Annotated in this window: 16 protein-coding genes; 8 read left to right on the top strand and 8 right to left on the bottom strand. The window is 68.8% G+C overall.

The genetic code is table 11. The annotated features are described in order from the left end of the window. From C2L80_RS11115 to C2L80_RS11090, 6 genes are all read left to right on the top strand, one after another. Positions 1 to 686: ATP-binding cassette domain-containing protein (locus tag C2L80_RS11115; RefSeq protein ID WP_129589950.1), on the top strand; the 686-nt coding region annotated here is incomplete at its 5' end. 41 nt (positions 687 to 727) lie between these two features. After that, positions 728 to 1,369 (top strand): MptD family putative ECF transporter S component, encoded by a 642-nt coding sequence (locus C2L80_RS11110; RefSeq protein WP_193602638.1) that lies wholly within the window; start codon positions 728 to 730, stop codon positions 1,367 to 1,369. Continuing rightward, positions 1,369 to 3,285, top strand: coding sequence for an ABC transporter ATP-binding protein (locus C2L80_RS14435; RefSeq protein WP_193602637.1), 1,917 nt, complete (start codon positions 1,369 to 1,371; stop codon positions 3,283 to 3,285). The genes C2L80_RS11110 and C2L80_RS14435 overlap by 1 nt, the downstream gene beginning before the upstream one ends. Next, the gene (locus C2L80_RS14430; RefSeq protein ID WP_087197006.1) at positions 3,278 to 5,023 is read left to right on the top strand and encodes an ABC transporter ATP-binding protein; all 1,746 of its coding nucleotides are present in this window, start codon (positions 3,278 to 3,280) and stop codon (positions 5,021 to 5,023) included. Before C2L80_RS14435 ends, C2L80_RS14430 begins: the two co-directional genes overlap by 8 nt. A 207-nt stretch (positions 5,024 to 5,230) precedes the next feature. After that, the gene (locus C2L80_RS11095) at positions 5,231 to 5,458 is read left to right on the top strand and encodes a helix-turn-helix domain-containing protein (RefSeq protein ID WP_087197004.1); all 228 of its coding nucleotides are present in this window, start codon (positions 5,231 to 5,233) and stop codon (positions 5,456 to 5,458) included. Positions 5,459 to 5,517: 59 nt separating this feature from the next. Next, positions 5,518 to 6,804, top strand: a complete 1,287-nt coding sequence (locus C2L80_RS11090) for a HipA domain-containing protein (protein ID WP_087197002.1) — start codon at positions 5,518 to 5,520, stop codon at positions 6,802 to 6,804. 57 nt (positions 6,805 to 6,861) lie between these two features. Here C2L80_RS11090 and C2L80_RS11085 read toward each other — a convergent pair whose 3' ends face one another. Beyond that, positions 6,862 to 7,614 (bottom strand): class I SAM-dependent methyltransferase, encoded by a 753-nt coding sequence (locus C2L80_RS11085; protein ID WP_087197000.1) that lies wholly within the window; start codon positions 7,612 to 7,614, stop codon positions 6,862 to 6,864. A 145-nt stretch (positions 7,615 to 7,759) separates the two neighbouring features. On the opposite strand from C2L80_RS11085, the gene C2L80_RS11080 reads away from it, so the two are divergent. Together C2L80_RS11080 and C2L80_RS11075 are read left to right on the top strand one after the other, a co-directional pair. After that, positions 7,760 to 8,035, top strand: coding sequence for a type II toxin-antitoxin system prevent-host-death family antitoxin (locus C2L80_RS11080; RefSeq protein ID WP_087196998.1), 276 nt, complete (start codon positions 7,760 to 7,762; stop codon positions 8,033 to 8,035). Further along, the gene (locus C2L80_RS11075; protein WP_239938938.1) at positions 8,010 to 8,228 is read left to right on the top strand and encodes a hypothetical protein; all 219 of its coding nucleotides are present in this window, start codon (positions 8,010 to 8,012) and stop codon (positions 8,226 to 8,228) included. Before C2L80_RS11080 ends, C2L80_RS11075 begins: the two co-directional genes overlap by 26 nt. Positions 8,229 to 8,348: 120 nt before the next feature. On the opposite strand, the gene C2L80_RS11070 is transcribed toward C2L80_RS11075, so the two are convergent. From C2L80_RS11070 to C2L80_RS11040, 7 genes are all read right to left on the bottom strand, one after another. After that, positions 8,349 to 8,642 (bottom strand): helix-turn-helix transcriptional regulator, encoded by a 294-nt coding sequence (locus tag C2L80_RS11070; RefSeq protein WP_087196996.1) that lies wholly within the window; start codon positions 8,640 to 8,642, stop codon positions 8,349 to 8,351. Beyond that, on the bottom strand, positions 8,639 to 8,986 hold the full coding sequence (locus C2L80_RS11065) for a type II toxin-antitoxin system RelE/ParE family toxin (RefSeq protein WP_087196994.1): 348 nt from the start codon (positions 8,984 to 8,986) through the stop codon (positions 8,639 to 8,641). The genes C2L80_RS11070 and C2L80_RS11065 overlap by 4 nt, the downstream gene beginning before the upstream one ends. A gap of 215 nt (positions 8,987 to 9,201) precedes the next feature. Beyond that, positions 9,202 to 9,684, bottom strand: a complete 483-nt coding sequence (locus tag C2L80_RS11060) for an MGMT family protein (protein WP_239938936.1) — start codon at positions 9,682 to 9,684, stop codon at positions 9,202 to 9,204. A gap of 72 nt (positions 9,685 to 9,756) precedes the next feature. Continuing rightward, positions 9,757 to 10,692, bottom strand: coding sequence for an ABC transporter ATP-binding protein (locus C2L80_RS11055; protein WP_239938934.1), 936 nt, complete (start codon positions 10,690 to 10,692; stop codon positions 9,757 to 9,759). 15 nt (positions 10,693 to 10,707) lie between these two features. Beyond that, positions 10,708 to 12,198 (bottom strand): ABC transporter permease, encoded by a 1,491-nt coding sequence (locus tag C2L80_RS11050; protein WP_157941073.1) that lies wholly within the window; start codon positions 12,196 to 12,198, stop codon positions 10,708 to 10,710. Between the two features lie 154 nt (positions 12,199 to 12,352). Further along, positions 12,353 to 13,870, bottom strand: coding sequence for a sensor histidine kinase (locus C2L80_RS11045; RefSeq protein ID WP_103263214.1), 1,518 nt, complete (start codon positions 13,868 to 13,870; stop codon positions 12,353 to 12,355). Continuing rightward, positions 13,863 to 14,684 carry a response regulator transcription factor gene (locus C2L80_RS11040; RefSeq protein WP_169999067.1) on the bottom strand — a complete coding sequence of 274 codons (822 nt, stop codon included), beginning with the start codon at positions 14,682 to 14,684 and terminating at the stop codon, positions 13,863 to 13,865. The genes C2L80_RS11045 and C2L80_RS11040 overlap by 8 nt, the downstream gene beginning before the upstream one ends. Between the last annotated feature and the right edge of the window lie 690 nt (positions 14,685 to 15,374).

Genomic DNA, 15,374 nt, shown 5'->3' with positions numbered 1-15,374 from the left:
CGCCGCACCCGCCCGCCCTGCCCGAGCTGGAGGCGCGCCTCGCCGCCCGCGCGTCGGCCGCGCCCGCTTGCGAGGCCCGCGGGCTCGTGGCGGAATACGAACGCGGCCGGGCCGTGCTGGACGGCTGCACGATGGCGTTCGACGCGGGGTCGGTGACGGGGATCACGGGGCCGAACGGCGCGGGGAAAAGCACGCTTCTGTCGTGCCTCTGCGGTCTGAAGTGCGAGCGCATGGGTCACGTGCGCTTCGCGGGGGAGGTGGTGCCGCCCCGCCGCCGCGCCAACCGCGCGTTCCTCGTCATGCAGGACCCCGACTACCAGCTGTTCCGCGAAAGCGTGCGCGCGGAGCTGTCCTGCGCGCCCCGCGCCCCCGACGCCGCCGACACGGCGCGCATCGACGAGCTGCTGGCCCGCTTCGACCTCGCGGACGTGGCCGACCGCCACCCCGCCACGCTCTCGGGCGGCCAGAAGCAGCGCGTGGTGTGTGCGATGGCGGCCCTCTCTCCCGCCGACGTGCTGCTGTTCGACGAACCCACGAGCGGCCTCGACCACGCCGGCATGCGCCGCCTCGCCCGCCTCATGCGCGAGCTGGCGCGGGACGGGCGCGCGGTGGCCGTCGTGTCCCACGACACCGAGTTTCTGGCTTGCGCATGCCACCGCATCGTCAGGCTCGAACCGGGGCGGTAGGCCCCGGACCATCGCAAAACCCTCGAAGGAAAGGAAGCCTCATGGCACGGAAAACGCGGCAAGGGCAGCGGGAAGAAGGATCGATGGAGCGGAAGAGGAGGCCCCTCTCCTCGAAGGACCTCATCGCCATCGGCGTGTTCTCGCTGCTGTTCATCATCGTGAGCATGCTCGTGGTGAGCATCGCCTCCATCAGCCTGATCGTCTATCTGGGCGCGTGCGCGCTGGCGGCCATCCCCGCCGGCGTCGTGTGGGCCTACCTGCACGTGCGCATCCCGCGCTTCAGCACGTCGCTCATCATGGGCGCTGTGTTCGCCCTCCTCATATTCGTGATGGGCAGCGGCTGGCCGGTAGCGCTCGGCCTCGTCGCGGGCGCGCTGCTATCGGAGGCGGCGCGCGCCATCGCGGGCTACGGGCGCTTCGCCGGCATCGCGGTGGGCTACGCGCTCTTCGAGACGGCATGGGCGGCGGGCCTGTTCGCGCCCATGTTCGCCATGCCGGACTACTACAGAAGCCTCATGGGGTCGAACAGCATCGACCCGTCGTTTCAAAACGCGTTGCTGTCCACCGTCACGCCGGAGGTGTTCGCCCTCATCGCCGCGATCACGTTCGCGGGCGGCATCGCGGGCGCGCTGCTGGGCCGCGCCGTGCTGAAGAGGCACTTCGAGAAAGCGGGGATCCTCTGATGGAAGAGAGAGCCAAGCGGCCGGGCACCCTTGCCCACTGCCTTTCGTTCGCGGGGGCGCGGCGGGGGCTCGTCGTCGCATCCCTGCTGCTGGCGGCGTTGTCGGCCGCCGCGTCGTTCGTCCCCTTCGTCGCCATCTACTTCGTCATCGCCGACGTGGTGGCCGCCTATCCCGACCTCGCCGCGCTCGACGCGGGCGCGCTGGCGGGCTGCGGGCTGCTGGCCATCGCGGGCGTGGCAGCCGACGTGGGGCTGTACTTGGCAGCGCTCCTCTGCTCGCACGCCGCGGCGTTCGATACGCAGTACCGCCTGAAGCTCGGCATCGCCGAGCATCTGGGGCGCATCCCCTTGGGGCACATCGCGCGCCTCGGCAGCGGGCGGCTGTCGAAGATCATGGACGAGGGCGTGAGCGGCATCGAAACGTTCATCGCCCATTCCCTGCCCGACCTCGCCTCCACCGCCGCCGCGCCCGCGGTGCTGCTCGTGCTGCTGTTCGTGTTCGACTGGCGCTTCGGGCTGGCCGCCATCGCCGCCGTCGTCGTGGCGATGGCGGCGCAGTTCGCCGGATACGCGAACAAGCGCATCATGCAGACGATGGGCCGCTACCAAGAGGCGAAGGAGCGCATGGGCAACGCCGCCGTGGAGTACGTGCGCGGCATGGCGGTGGTGAAGGCGTACGGGCGCACGGCCAGCTCGTTCGCGCGGCTGGCCGACGCCGTGAAGGACTGCACGGGGCTCTCGCTCGACGTGACGCTGTTCTTCCAGAACTCCCTGCCCGCGTTCACGGCCATCCTGAACAACGCCTACCTGTTCATCCTGCCCGTGGGCATCCTGCTCGCGCCCGGCGCGTCCGACTGGCCCGCGTTCGCGCTGTCGTTCATCTTCTACCTCCTGTTCGTGCCGTCGGTGGCGGCGGTGTTCAACAAGATCCTCTACGTGTCGGAGGACATGATGATCGCGCAGTCCAACATCGACCGCGTCGATGCGGTGCTGGACGTGCCCGCCCTGCCCGTGCCGGACGCCCCTGACCGCGAGCAGCCGCGCGATAGCGGCATCGAGTTCGACCATGTGAGCTTCTCCTACCGCACGCAGAAGGTGGATACGGGGGCGGCGGCCGGAGCGGATGCGGCGGAGGGCGGCGGCGCGCAAGGGGCGCCGCTTGCGCTCGACGACGTGTCCTTCCGCATCCCCGCGCGCACCACCTGCGCCATCGTGGGCGCCAGCGGATCGGGCAAGTCCACCATCGCGCACCTCATCGCGCGCTTCTGGGACGTGGACGCGGGCAGCGTGCGCATCGGCGGCGCGGACGTGCGCCGCATGGCCCCCGACGACCTCATGGCGCAGATGAGCCTCGTGTTCCAAGACGTTCATCTGTTCAGGGAGAGCATCGCGGCCAACATCGCGCGCGGCCGGGCGGGCGCCACGCGCGAGGAGGTGGAGGCCGCCGCGCGCGCCGCCCAGGCCGACGGCTTCATCCGCGCGCTGCCGCAGGGCTACGACACCATGATCGGCGCGGAGGGCGTCCACCTCTCCGGCGGCGAGCGCCAGCGCATCTCCATCGCGCGCGCCATCGTGGCCGACGCGCCCATCGTGGTGCTGGACGAGGCCACGGCGTTCTCCGACCCCGAGAACGAGCATCTCATCCAGCAGGCGCTCGCGCGGCTCATGCGCGGCAAGACCGTCGTCATGATCGCGCACCGCCTGTCCACCGTGGTGGGCGCGCGGCAGATCATCGTCATGGACGGCGGCCGCGTGGCGCAGCAGGGCACGCACGAGGAGCTGCTGGCAAAAGAGGGCCCCTACCGCCGCATGTGGCGGCGCTACACGCAAGCGGTGAGCTGGCAGATAGGAAACGAGGGCGGCGGCGCAGCCCCTGCGGTTGGCGCGACCCCGAAGGAGGCGAGGCAGCATGGCTGACAAACCGCTCATCCAGCGCTCGTTCGGGCTGACCGACGACGCGTACCGCGACTTGAAGGGGTCGGCTCTGGCTTGCACCGTCACGAACCTCTCCCTCATGATCCCTTTTGTCGTCACCGTGGCGGCCTTCGGCTGCATCCTGGATGCGCTCACCGGCCGGCCCCTCGACGCGAACGCGCTTTGGTGGCTTTGCGGGGCAGGGGCCGTGGGGCTCGTCGCGGTGTTTCTGGCCGCGCGGCACGACTACCGCAAAACCTACCTCTCGGCCTACACGCAGTCCGAACGCGTGCGCCTCGACCTCGCCGACCACCTGCGCAAGCTGCCCATGAGCTTCTTCAACCGCCGCGGCGTCTCCGACGTGGCCGAAAGCATCATGGGCGACGTCACCGGCCTGGAGAGCATGCTCTCCAGCACGCTGCCGCAGCTCATCGCCGGGTGCGCCTCCACCGTCATCGTATGCGCGCTGCTGGCGCTCTTCGACTGGCGGCTGGCGCTGTGCGTCGTCGTCACGCTGCCGCTCGCGTTCGGCATCGTGCTGGGCGGGCGCGCCCGCGAGCGGCGGCTGTTCGAGCGGCAGAACGCCGCGCGGCTCGAGGCGCTGGCGCAGGTGCAGGAGTACGTGGAGGGCATCAAGGACATCCGGGCGTGCCGCATGGTGGGCCCGGCCGCCAAGGGGCTGGCGGGCGCGCTCGAGGCGCTGAAGCGCATCGCGTTCAAGGTGGAGCTGGCGGTGGACGTGAGCGTGTCCTCGGCCAACACCGTGCTGCGCGCGGGCATCGGGCTCGTGGTGTTCGCGGGCGTGCATCTGCTCACGGGCGGGGCCCTCAGCTTCACCACGCTGCTCATGTTCCTGCTCATCGTCTCGCGCGTGTACGGCCCCATCGTGTCCATCGCGCCGCAGCTGCCGAACCTGCTGAACCTCTCCACCAAGACGGCGCGCATCCAGGCCGTCATGGCCGAGCCGGAAAGCACCGGCCGAAAAGAGGCTGCGGTGGAAAGCCACCGCATCGAATTCGACCGCGTGACGTTCGGCTACGGCGAAAGGCCCGTGCTGCGCGAGGTGAGCTTCACGGCCGAGGAGGGGCAGGTCACCGCTTTGGTGGGCCTGTCCGGCAGCGGGAAGTCCACCTGCGCCAAGCTGGCCGCGCGCTTCTGGGACCCGCAGGAGGGCGCTGTGCGCGCGGGCGGCGCGGACATCAGGGGATTCTCCGAGGAATCATGGCTCTCCCACATGGCGATCGTGTTTCAGGACGTGGTGCTGTTCGACGACACGGTGGCCGAGAACATCCGCATCGGGCGGGCCGACGCCACCGACGAGGAGGTGCGCGAGGCGGCGCGGGCCGCGCACTGCCTGGAGTTCGTCGAGCGGCTGCCGCAGGGCTTCGACACGCCGCTCGGCGAGAACGGCGCCGCGCTCTCCGGCGGCGAGCGACAACGGCTCTCCATCGCCCGCGCGCTTTTGAAGGACGCGCCCGTGGTGCTGCTCGACGAGGCCACGAGCGCACTCGACCCCGAGAACGAGACGCTGGTGCAGGAGGCCATCGGGGCGCTCGCCCGCGGCAAGACCGTCCTCGTGATAGCGCACCGGCTGCGCACCGTGGCCGGTGCCCACAAGATCGTCGTGTTGGACGCGGGCGCGGTGGCCGAGCAGGGCACCCACGACGAGTTGCTGGCCGCCAAGGGCCTCTACGCCCGCCTCTGGAGCCTCCAGCAGCAAAGCCTCGGCTGGAGCCTCTAACCCCCGCCCGCCCCGCCGTGCCCCCAAGGCCGGCGGGGCGGGCGGGGCGCGCCGGGGCAACGGCGGACGCAACGGCCCCTCTCTTCTTTTTTCAAAGGCGTCCCTGGAGAACATGCCGATCCGCTCCAAAATCTTCCCTAAAGGGAAGATTTTTGCTATGCTTCTTACATTCTTACGTATAGGGAAGATTTTGAGAGGAAGCAGCGCATGGCATCGGGAAGCGAGCGCGTATTCGACGCGAAAGAGGTCGGGGCGGTCCTGCGCGGCCGCCGAAAGAGCCTCGGCTACACCCAAGAGCAGGTTGCGACCCTGATGGGCTGCAGCCCGCGCCTGATAGGCGAGATGGAGAGGGGACGCGCCACCGTCGGTTTGCAAAAGATGCTGGACTACGCCACCGGCCTCGGCATCGACGTCATCCTCTCCGCGCGCGGCTGACCTTCGGCCCGCCACGCGCACCCTTCCGCATCGATACCGCAAAACAGCAAGGAGCGACCATGCCCGCCCGTCTCGAAGTGCTCCGTGAATTCCAAGGAACCTGCCAGCTCGTCGGATGCCTCAAGCAAGCGGAGGGCTCCGTCGTTTTCTCGTACGATGAGAGCTATCTCGCAGAGGGCGACGCCGCGCCCATTTCGGCGGTACTGCCCCTGCGAAGCGCCCCTTTCCCTCCCGCCACCACAAGGGCGTTCTTCGACGGACTGCTCCCCGAGGGCTCGCTGCGGCGGAGCCTCGCCGCTGCGGCGCACTCCGATCCAGCCGCGTTCGACGCCCTGCTGGCGCGCCTCAACAACGAATCGGCGGGCGCGCTGATCTTCCGCAGCGACGACGGCAGCGCCGAGACGGCGCGCTCGTACCTTCCCTATCCGTCGGAAAGCCTCGCGGAGTTCGCGCGCCAACCGCAGCAAGCGGCGTTCGCCATGAGCATGTCATCGAGGCTTTCCCTCGCGGGGGCGCAAGCGAAGATCGGCCTCTACCGCCAAGGGCGGTCGGACGGCGAAAACTGGTTCGCCCCGGCGGGATCGGCACCCTCCACCCACATCGTGAAAGCCGCAAGCGGCGCGCTTCCCCACCAAACCATCAACGAGGCGCTGTGCATGAAAACCGCGAAGAACTGCGGCTTCGACATCGCGAACTGCCGCCTCCTTCCCATCGAAAAGGCGAATCCGCTGCTCGTCGTCGAGCGATTCGACCGCGCGATCCCCCGCGACGCGGCGCTTGTGGACGGCTTGCCCGTGCCCCATAGGCTTCATCAGGAGGACTTCTGCCAAATAGCCAAGATCAACCCGATTTTCAAGTACGAGCCCACCGATGGGCACTACCTCGCCCTCGGCGCGGCGATCATCTCCCGCGAAGCGCGAAACCCCTTCGGCGACAAGATGATGTTCTTCGCGCGGGTGATCTTCGACTGGCTCATCGGGAACTGCGACAACCATCTGAAGAACCACTCGCTCACGTGGATGCCGGACTGGAGCGCCAAGGAACTCTCCCCTTTGTACGACATCACCTGCACGACGATGTACCCCCAGCTCGACCGAAGCATGGGCGTGTCGCTCTGCCCCAGCAGGAGCATCGACGACGTGACGCGCGGCACCATCCGCGAGGAGGCGCAGCGCGCGGGTATACCCGGGAAAGCGGCCGACGAACAGCTGGAAAACCTAGTGGAGGAGTTTCCCCGCGCCTTGGAAAAAGCGCGCGGGGAGCTGCTCGAAGAGGGGTTTGCAGCCGCAGACGAGATCGCCCGCTTCATCCGAGAAGACGCCGCCGCGCGCATACGCTCCCTCTGACGAGGCAGCCCGCCCGCGCCCGCGCTATGGCGGCGGGGGTCTGCTGTTGCCTCCCCGCTAGGCCGTGCATTCGTAGAGCAGAGTTTCGGATTCGAGCGCCGCATCGGGGGCGGCGGGGGCCTTGTCGAAAGAGGAGTACGCCTTCACCTGCGAAAAACCCACCTCCCGCAACAGGCGATTCATCTCGCCCGGGCCGTAGAGGTGCGTCTGGAAGTCCATCGGCTCGCTGCGCAGCAACCGGTCGCCGTCGTAGAGCTCGTAAATGCCCGGCGAGAACTGGGTGCGCGTCGCCTCGTCGTAGCGGTACTTGCTCTTCAAGATGAGGTCGAGCCCCTCCGCCGTCTTGACGGACGCTCCCACCTCGTAGCCCGCCGAGTCGGGCTCGCGCGCCGCCACCGTGTCCACCGCGAACGCGAACACGCCGCCCGTGCGCAAGGCGCCGCGCACCTTGCGCAGCACGGCTCGGCACGCATCCGCGTCCGTGAACAGCGACAGCGAGCCGGACGTGATGAAAAGGTAGTCGAATTTCCCCGCGGCGGGCTGCCATTCCTCCACGGTGGCGCAGACCACCTGCGCATCGGGTGCCTTCTCCTTCAGCTTCGCCAGCATCTCCTCAGACGAGTCCATCCCGCCCACGTCGAACCCCCGCTCCAAGAACGGGACGAGGAACCGCCCGCTGCCGCACAAAGGCTCGAAGATCCGCTGCCCGCGCCGCGCGTACGAAAGATAGAACCCCAGCTCGTCCTCAGGCGCCGCAGGATGCAGCGCCTCGTACATCTCCGTACACAAACTCCCGTAATGGTTCCGCATGACCCCCCTTTCCGTCTAAATCGTGCCGCCGCAAGCGGACTGCTTGACGTTCGACATGCGGTTCCATGATAGCATCGGTGGGAACCATGTTGCACTTACTGCCGCGCCCTCCATCATGATAAAATTTTGACCGAAAGAGATGCTTATGAATATCAGACCCGTTTCCGACTTGCGCAACCGCTATGCGGAGATAGAGCGCGACGTGGCCGAGAAGGGGCCGGTGTTCCTCACGAAAAACGGATACGGCTCGATGGTCGTCATGAGCATTGATCAGTTCGAGCGCTTGAGCGGCACGGTGGAGGACGCGCTCGACGCCGCCGACCGCCAAGCGGCCACCACCTCCCAGCGCTACACGCACGACGAGGTGTTCAGCTCCATCCGAAGGGGATTGCGCGATGAACCCGCAGCCGCAGCGATGTGAGCTGCACTACCTTCCGCTCTTCTGGGACGACCTCAATGCCGCCGTCAGCTGCATAGCCGACACCCTGCAAAATCCCGCTGCGGCGACGCGGCTGCTCGACCAAGTGGAAAAGGCCATCCTCGACCACGCGGAGGCGCCAACCGCCGCCGCGATCTACAAAACGACCCGCTCCCGCCCCCTTCCCTATTACTGATTCGCAGTGGGGAACTACCTCGTTTTCTACGTGGCGTTCGACAACATCATGGAAGTCCGCAGGTTCCTCTATGGGGCAAGAAACCTCTCCCACCTGCTCCCTTGAGAACGGACAGCGCGCCTACACGAAGCGGATCTCCAATCGTTTGCCCAGTCCTTGGGCTATGCGGCCGAGGGTGCGGACGGTCGCGTTCGTGCCGCCCGTCTCGATTCGGCTTATCACGCGCTGGTCCACTCCCGATGCTTTTGCCAGCTGCGTCTGCGTCATATCGGCGGCGATGCGGGCGTCGATCACCGCCCGCCGCGCCTGGTACTCCGCCTCGCCCTCGTCCCACATGGCGCGGAAGCCGGGATCGGCGAGCTGCTTCTCCAAGTACCTATCAAGATCGTCGGCCATGACGGCCCCCTCCTTCATGCAAACCCTTCTCGGCCAAGGTCATCGCTTCGATAGCGCTTGGCGCGCTCGATCTCCCGCCGCGGAGTCTTGCGGCCTCTCTTGGCGAATCCATGCGTCAGCACCGCCGTACCGCCATCGCGGAAGAAGTACAGCACCCGCCCCGCATACCCACCGACCGCCGTGCGCAGCTCGAAGATGCCGTCCTCCAAATGCTTGGAATCGGGCTCGCGTAGCAGCGGCCCGTATTCCCTCAACAGCATGACGGAGCGCAGCGTCTTATCCCGCGCCCGTGCATCCAAGCCGTCAAGGTAGTCCTCGACAGGGCATCCTCCGCTCGGAAGCGTGTAGAAGCGGATTTCCATCGCTTCATGCCTCCTCGAAAGAGTTTACTACCTTTAAATAGTATTTGCAAACCGCCGAACCGCGATGAAGCCACATTGCGGACACCCCTTCCCTCACCGTTGCGAAAAGGCTGTCCCGCCGAAGGAAACGGCGGTTAGAGATCCCCCAACCACAAGAGGCAGTATAACGAACTTATGTTTGCTTTTCAAGAGGAAAAACGCCCTATCGAGAAACTTCAGATCCCCAGATCGAGTTGTTGTTGAGAAGGCTCTGGCGATTCGGGACGGGGCCAGCGGGCGCGGGGCATGTCTATGGTGTCGGAATCGAGGAACGGCACGCCCTCGGCTTCCAAGAGGGCGCGCTGGCGATCCTTGCCGCCGAACGCGTAGGAGGGGGCGAGGGTGCCCTTGGCGTTCACGATGCGGTGGCACGGCAGGTTCCACGCGCGCTGCACGCGGCTCATCGCCAGCCCCACCTCGCGCGCGGCTCCCGGATACCCCGCCAGCGCCGCGATGTCGCCGTACGTGCATACCGAGCCCGCAGGTACCTTCCGCACCTGCACGTACACGCGCTCGTAGAACGTCTCGTCCATCTCGATGAGCCCGCTGCCCTGCGGCGCACCGCCGCGCGCATCCGCACCCGCAGCACCGCCATCGCCGCCCGCGCCCGCGGCGCTGCCCGAACCCCCGCCGCACTCCTCCTTGGACCCCAACGCCATCGCGCACCTCCTCGCCCAGAACGGCAAATCGTCTCATCCGTCATAATAAGGCACCGCGAGCGCGGGGCGCCCTCAATCCCCCACCAGCTTGCCTTTGGCGAGGCGGAAGGTGCGGTCGGCCTTGCGGGCCAGCGCCGGGGAGTGGGTGACACAGATGACGCACTTGCCCATGCGGTGGGCGGTGTCGCGCAGGATGTCCGCGATGCCCTCTGCCGTGTCCTCGTCGAGGTTGCCCGTGGGCTCGTCGGCCAGCACCACCGGAGCCTCGCTGGCAAGCGCCCGCGCCACGGCTACGCGCTGCTGCTGGCCGCCCGAGAGCGCAAGCACGTTGCGGCCCGCCTCGTCGGGGCCGATGCCCACCTTCTCGAGCAGCGGCAGCGGGGAGAGCTTCGTCGCCAGCGACACGTTCTCCGCCGCCGTGAGGTAGTCGATGAGGTTGTAGCTCTGGAACACGAACGACACGTTGCGCCGCCGATGCTCGGCCAGCCCCGCCGCGGCAAGCGCCTCGCCCGCGAAGCGCACCTCCCCCTGCTTGGGCACATCGAGCCCGCCCAGAAGCGACAGCAGCGTGGACTTGCCGCAGCCCGACGCGCCCACTACGGCGTACATCGTGGCGCGCCGAAAACCCGCCGTGGCACCCTTCAGCACGCTGCGCTTCGTGCGCGCCTCCTTGCTGCCGTAGGAGTAATGCACGCGGTCCACCTCGATGATGGGCGGCTCCTCCAGCGCGCTTGCCGTCGCGCATATCGCGGCCGCCACCACCGCCTCGGCCGTGCCGGCCCGCGCCGCCTCCGCGCGCAGGTCGCCCGCTGCGGTCCCGACCGCCCGGCGCGCCGCAGTCCCAGTCGAAGCGCCCGCCGCAGCCCTGGTCGAGTCGCCCTCCTCAGCCCTGGTCGAAGCGCCCGACCCGCGCGCCTCGCCCGCCGCAATCCCAACCGAAGCACCCATCCCGACCGTAGCGCCCTCCGCGCCCGCCCCGCGCGCCGCCGCCTTCCTCGCATTCGCCATGCCGAACCCCTTCCGCTAGCTCATCTTTCCAAGTATCTCTTTGGGAGTGCGGCGCAGAAGCGGCGCGCTGGAGCACGCCACCGCCGCCGCCACGAGCGCGAACCCCGCGCCGAACGCGATGGCCGCCGACCGCCCGTCCACCGTCACGCGGATGTCGGTCAGGTTCGTGTTCGGCTCGAAGTCCAGACCGAACGACGAGCTGTCCACCACCGTCATGCCCGACGCGTCGCCCGCGCGCCCCGCGCCGCCCGCGCCTAAGCCCGCACCGCCCTCCGCGCCGCGCTCGCTCGCGTACTCCAGCAGCCCGTCGCCTAGCCCCTGGGCCACGCCCGCGCTGACCGGCACGGACACCGCGAACGCGAGCGCCGCCACCAAAAACGCCTCCACGAGGTACTGCCCCACGATGCGCCCGCGCGGCACGCCCAGGCTGAGCAGCACGCCGCTTTCGTGCATGCGGTCGCGCACGCGCGCCGTCAGCACGAGCGCCAGCACCGCCGCGCCGCACACGAGCACGCCTGCGACCAGCCACAGAACCAACCGGTCCATGTTCTCGAGCGGCGCGGTCACGCTTTCCACCTCGCCGTTGTCGGCGCTCACCGTGAAGTCGTCCGACCCGTTATAGCCCGCCTCGACGTCTGCCACGATGCGCTCCAGATCGGCGGGGTCGTCCACGTGGAAGGTGATCTGGTCGAACCCGTCCTCCTTGTGGGTGGGGCGCACGCTTGTCAGCGTGTCGTAGGTGCAGTACATCGTGTTGCTGGCCGACCACCCGCTGAAACCCGCCGTGCTTTCCGCGACCTCGCGGAAGATGCCCTGCACGCGCACCTCGGTGACGGTGTCCGTATCCTTCAGCTCGGCGCTGTCGTACACGTCCGACTGCTTCAGCGTGAACGCATCGCCCACGGAAAGCCCGTTCAACTCCGCGAACTTCTCGCTCACCAGCACACCGTTGCCCGAATCGTGCCTCACCGGATCGCCCTCGATCAGCTCCAGATAGCCCTTCGCGAAATAGGCGTCGAAGCGCGTGTCGGTGGCGGCGGTCAACGACACGGTCTTGCCGAAATCGCCGTAGCTCTGCAGAAACGCGTCCGCCAGATCGCCCTCGCCGTCGCCCACCAGCTCCAAAAACTCGCCGTCCAAGGTCTGCGGCACGCCCGCGTTGGACCACGACGCGTTGAAGCCCTTGATGCCGTCCACCTCGCCCATGATGCGCTCGCCCAGATCGTTGGTGATGCGCTCGCCGGTGAACACCTGCTGAGTGCCCGCCACCACGCCGCCCGCGCTCGCCTCGCGGCTCTCCCATTTCGAGGGGTCGTCCATATTCGGCTGCAGGGTGAACGTGCCGCCCAACGCCTCGCGCACGTTCAGCTGCGCCGTCGCCACCGCCTCGCGCACCGCGATGCCCGAGAGCGCCGCGGTGGCTATCACGAGCAGGATCAGAAACAGCGTGAGCGTCTTGCCGCGCTTGCGCGCCACGTACAGCACCGCCCGCTTCGCAAACGACATGCCCGCCTCCTTCCTCATCGCCTTGCATGTCGCATCCCAGTAAACCAGCCGCCCGTCAGCTTCCGGTCAGCGCGGCGTTTGGTTTCGGTTTGGAACGGGAAAGGCCGGGGGCCGACGACCGAGAAGAAAGCGGCACGGAACCGTGCGCGCAGGGTCAGAAAAGCATCTCCACGCGGAACGTGGCGTCCTCGACGGTGACGGCGAAGGGGAACGCGTGGAGGGCGCAGATGGTCTTGGCGAGGTAGAGGCCGAGGCCGGTGCCGCCGGTCGCGGCGGCGCGCGAGGCGTCGGCGCGGGCGAAGGGGTTGCAAAGCGCCGCGGCGTCCTGCGGCGCGAGGGGCCCGCAGGGGTTCTCCACCGCAAGCGAGCCGCGCCCCACGCGCACGACGGCCGTGCTTCCCGCCGGGGCGTGCAGGGCGGCGTTGCCCACCACGATGCCGATCGCCTTCGCGAGCAGATCCGGCGCGGCCAGCGCGGTGGGCGCCGCGGCGAGGGGGGACGCCTCTCCTTCCGCAGACGCATCCCCATCTGCCAGCGCAGCACCCTCGGCCGCCACGCCGAGCGCGCCGCCCGCCGCCTCCGCCTCCCCTTCCACCCGCACCTCGAACGTCACGCCGCGCTCGCGCGCAAGGGGCTCCACCTCGGCCACGGCCGCGCGCACGGCGGCGGCCACGTCCACGGGCTCGCGCGCAAGCGCCGCCCCCTCGCCCGCCGCATCCAAGCGCGACGCCTCCAGAATGTCGCGCACCAGCGCCTCCATGCGCTCGACGGCCGCCAGCACGCGCGGCAGGTGCTTGCCGTGGTCGGCGAAGTCGCCGATGCCCAGCTGCATGCCCTCCACCTGCGCGCGCATGACGGCAAGCGGCGTCTTCAGCTCGTGCCCCGCCGCCGCGAAGAACGCCTTGCGCTCGCCCGCCAGCGCGCGCACGGCCTCCATCTCGCGCGTGAGCCGTTCGTTCGCCCGCTCAAGATCCTCCATCGCGCGGGCAAGGTCCTCGGCCATCGCGTTCAGATTCCGACCGAGCGCGCCCACCTCGTCGCGGCGGCCCTCCGGGCAGCGCCACGTGAAGTCCAGCGCGGCGAGGCGTTGCGAGATGCCGCTCACCTCCACGATGGGCCGCGCCACGAGCCGGCTCACCAGCCACGCGCCCGCCGCCGACACGGCCGCGATGAGCAGCAGCACCGGCGGCAACAGCCCTTGGAACACCTCGCCGAAAAACGCCTCGTCGGCTGGAGAGCCGATGAGGGCGAGCATCCCGCTCGCGCCGTCGGCGAACGACACCTCCGACACCGCCGTGATCAGCGGCTCGCCATCGTCCTCCTCCGCAGCGGGCGCCACCAGCACCTCGCTCGTGGCCTCGCCCACGTTCCCGAACGTCCACGAGCGCTCGTCCGTCGAGAGCGTGGCGACGAAGCCCGTCTGCGCGCACCACGACGAAAGGAACTCCACCCCCTCGCTGAGCGGCAGCCGCTCAAGCTCCGCGCCCACCTCGGCGATGCGCGCGTCCGTGCGCACGCCCAGCGCCGCGTCGTAGCTTTGCGGGAACGCCGCCGCCACCACGGCGTACAGCGCCAAGCCGGCCGCCGACAGCAGGCAGAACAGCCCCGCGAACACCTTCGCCGAAAGGCTTCCCGAAAACGCGCGCCACGCCCGGCGCGCCGCCTCACGCATCCTTCGCAACGCGGTACCCCACCCCCCGCACCGTCTCCACCACCCCGGCGCCTAGTTTGCGCCGCAGGTTCATCACGTGCAGGTTCACCATGCGCGCATCGCCCACATAGGAGTACCCCCACACGGCCTCCACCAGCGCCTCGCGCGTGAACACCCGCCCTTTGCGCGCCATCATGAGCGCAAGGATATCGAACTCCTTGCGCGTGAGCTCCACCGGGCGCCCTGCGAGGAGCGCCGTGCGCTCGTCCACGTTCAGCACCACCTCGCCCGCGGAGAGGATGCGCGGCGCGTCGTCGGCGAGGGCGGCGGGAGCGGCGGAGTCGGAAGCGAAAGAACCTGCGGCGAAATCGGAAGCGACGGAACCGGATGCGGCAGAACCGGAAGCAGCGGAACCTGCGGAAGCGCCCGACCAGACGCCCGCGCCGCAACCCGCTGCTCCCCCGACGCTCGCGCCCCCGCTGCGTCGCAGCAGCGCCCGCACGCGCTCGCGCACCACGCCCAGCGAGAACGGCTTCGTCACGTAGTCGTCGGCCAGAAGCCCGAAACCGCGCAGCTGGTCGTCCTCGTCCGACAGCGCCGTCACGATGATGAGGGGCACCGCCGACTGCCGCCGGATGGCCTCGCACACCGCGAACCCATCTATCTTCGGCAGCATCACGTCCAGCATCACGAGGTCGAACGGCCGCGCCGCGAAGCGCGCGAGCGCGTCCACGCCGTCTGCTGCGCCCTCCACCTCGTGCCCCTCGTGCTCCAAAAGCTGCACCAGCGCATCCAGCAGATCCGCTTCGTCCTCCGCAATGAGAATACGCGCCACGCGCGCCCCTTCCGCATCGATTTTCCGCAAACGCCCTCATTATACGCAGCGATTGTTTGCTTCCGGTTTGGTTTTCCACCGCTTCCGAGCCCACGCGCCCCGCAACGCGACGGCATCCCCGCCCTTCGCCATGCGCTCGACAGGGCTGGACGGAGGCAGCCGGGCGCATGCCATCGGTAGCTCGGCACGAGAAACGCGGCTCTTCGTCAGACCAGGATTGGCGCAAGCCGGGCCGGATCGCCGCGCTCGATGCGCTCCGGCGCCTCGGGAGGTTCTGCCGACGCCTCGGATAGCCCTGTCCGTTGGGCGAAAGGGCCCTCCGCGGCGCCCGACCGGAGGGAGGACCGGCTCGGGCCCGCCGAGTACGGGTTCGCGCCAACGCTGGCTTGGCAGGGGGAGGAGCCGTTTGTGGCAAAAAATCACCGAAATCGGAAGAACGGCGCCGCGACTCTCGCGCCGCGGTCCGACGCGGCCGGAAGGGGAGCTCCGGGACCAGGCGTTTTCCCGACGGGCGGGGAGGGCGCGGACCCCCTTCTTTCCGATTTCGGTGATTTTTCGCCACGGAAGGGGGGTGCGGACAAAAAGTTGGACACTCCGGTGTCCGGATTGGAGTCCGCATGTACCCGTTGGAGACCAGGGAGCTCGCCGTGGAGGCCGTCGCGGCGGGGTTCAGCCTGACCGAGGCGGCCG

It is taken from the genome of Rubneribacter badeniensis (assembly GCF_002899695.1).
GTDB lineage: Bacteria > Actinomycetota > Coriobacteriia > Coriobacteriales > Eggerthellaceae > Rubneribacter > Rubneribacter badeniensis.
This window is presented reverse-complemented; position numbering and strand designations above follow the sequence as displayed.

What these genes read in the sequence shown, in the direction of transcription:
- C2L80_RS11055 (WP_239938934.1), bottom strand. Translation starts at nt 10,692, where the DNA reads ATGGCGAATGCGAGGAAGGCGGCGGCGCGCGGGGCGGGCGCGGAGGGC.
- C2L80_RS11110 (WP_193602638.1), top strand. Translation starts at nt 728, where the DNA reads ATGGCACGGAAAACGCGGCAAGGGCAGCGGGAAGAAGGATCGATGGAG.
- C2L80_RS11095 (WP_087197004.1), top strand. Translation starts at nt 5,231, where the DNA reads ATGGCATCGGGAAGCGAGCGCGTATTCGACGCGAAAGAGGTCGGGGCG.
- C2L80_RS14430 (WP_087197006.1), top strand. Translation starts at nt 3,278, where the DNA reads ATGGCTGACAAACCGCTCATCCAGCGCTCGTTCGGGCTGACCGACGAC.
- C2L80_RS11045 (WP_103263214.1), bottom strand. Translation starts at nt 13,870, where the DNA reads ATGCGTGAGGCGGCGCGCCGGGCGTGGCGCGCGTTTTCGGGAAGCCTT.
- C2L80_RS11065 (WP_087196994.1), bottom strand. Translation starts at nt 8,986, where the DNA reads ATGGAAATCCGCTTCTACACGCTTCCGAGCGGAGGATGCCCTGTCGAG.
- C2L80_RS11090 (WP_087197002.1), top strand. Translation starts at nt 5,518, where the DNA reads ATGCCCGCCCGTCTCGAAGTGCTCCGTGAATTCCAAGGAACCTGCCAG.
- C2L80_RS11060 (WP_239938936.1), bottom strand. Translation starts at nt 9,684, where the DNA reads ATGGCGTTGGGGTCCAAGGAGGAGTGCGGCGGGGGTTCGGGCAGCGCC.
- C2L80_RS11070 (WP_087196996.1), bottom strand. Translation starts at nt 8,642, where the DNA reads ATGAAGGAGGGGGCCGTCATGGCCGACGATCTTGATAGGTACTTGGAG.
- C2L80_RS14435 (WP_193602637.1), top strand. Translation starts at nt 1,369, where the DNA reads ATGGAAGAGAGAGCCAAGCGGCCGGGCACCCTTGCCCACTGCCTTTCG.
- C2L80_RS11050 (WP_157941073.1), bottom strand. Translation starts at nt 12,198, where the DNA reads ATGTCGTTTGCGAAGCGGGCGGTGCTGTACGTGGCGCGCAAGCGCGGC.
- C2L80_RS11075 (WP_239938938.1), top strand. Translation starts at nt 8,010, where the DNA reads ATGAACCCGCAGCCGCAGCGATGTGAGCTGCACTACCTTCCGCTCTTC.
- C2L80_RS11085 (WP_087197000.1), bottom strand. Translation starts at nt 7,614, where the DNA reads ATGCGGAACCATTACGGGAGTTTGTGTACGGAGATGTACGAGGCGCTG.
- C2L80_RS11080 (WP_087196998.1), top strand. Translation starts at nt 7,760, where the DNA reads ATGAATATCAGACCCGTTTCCGACTTGCGCAACCGCTATGCGGAGATA.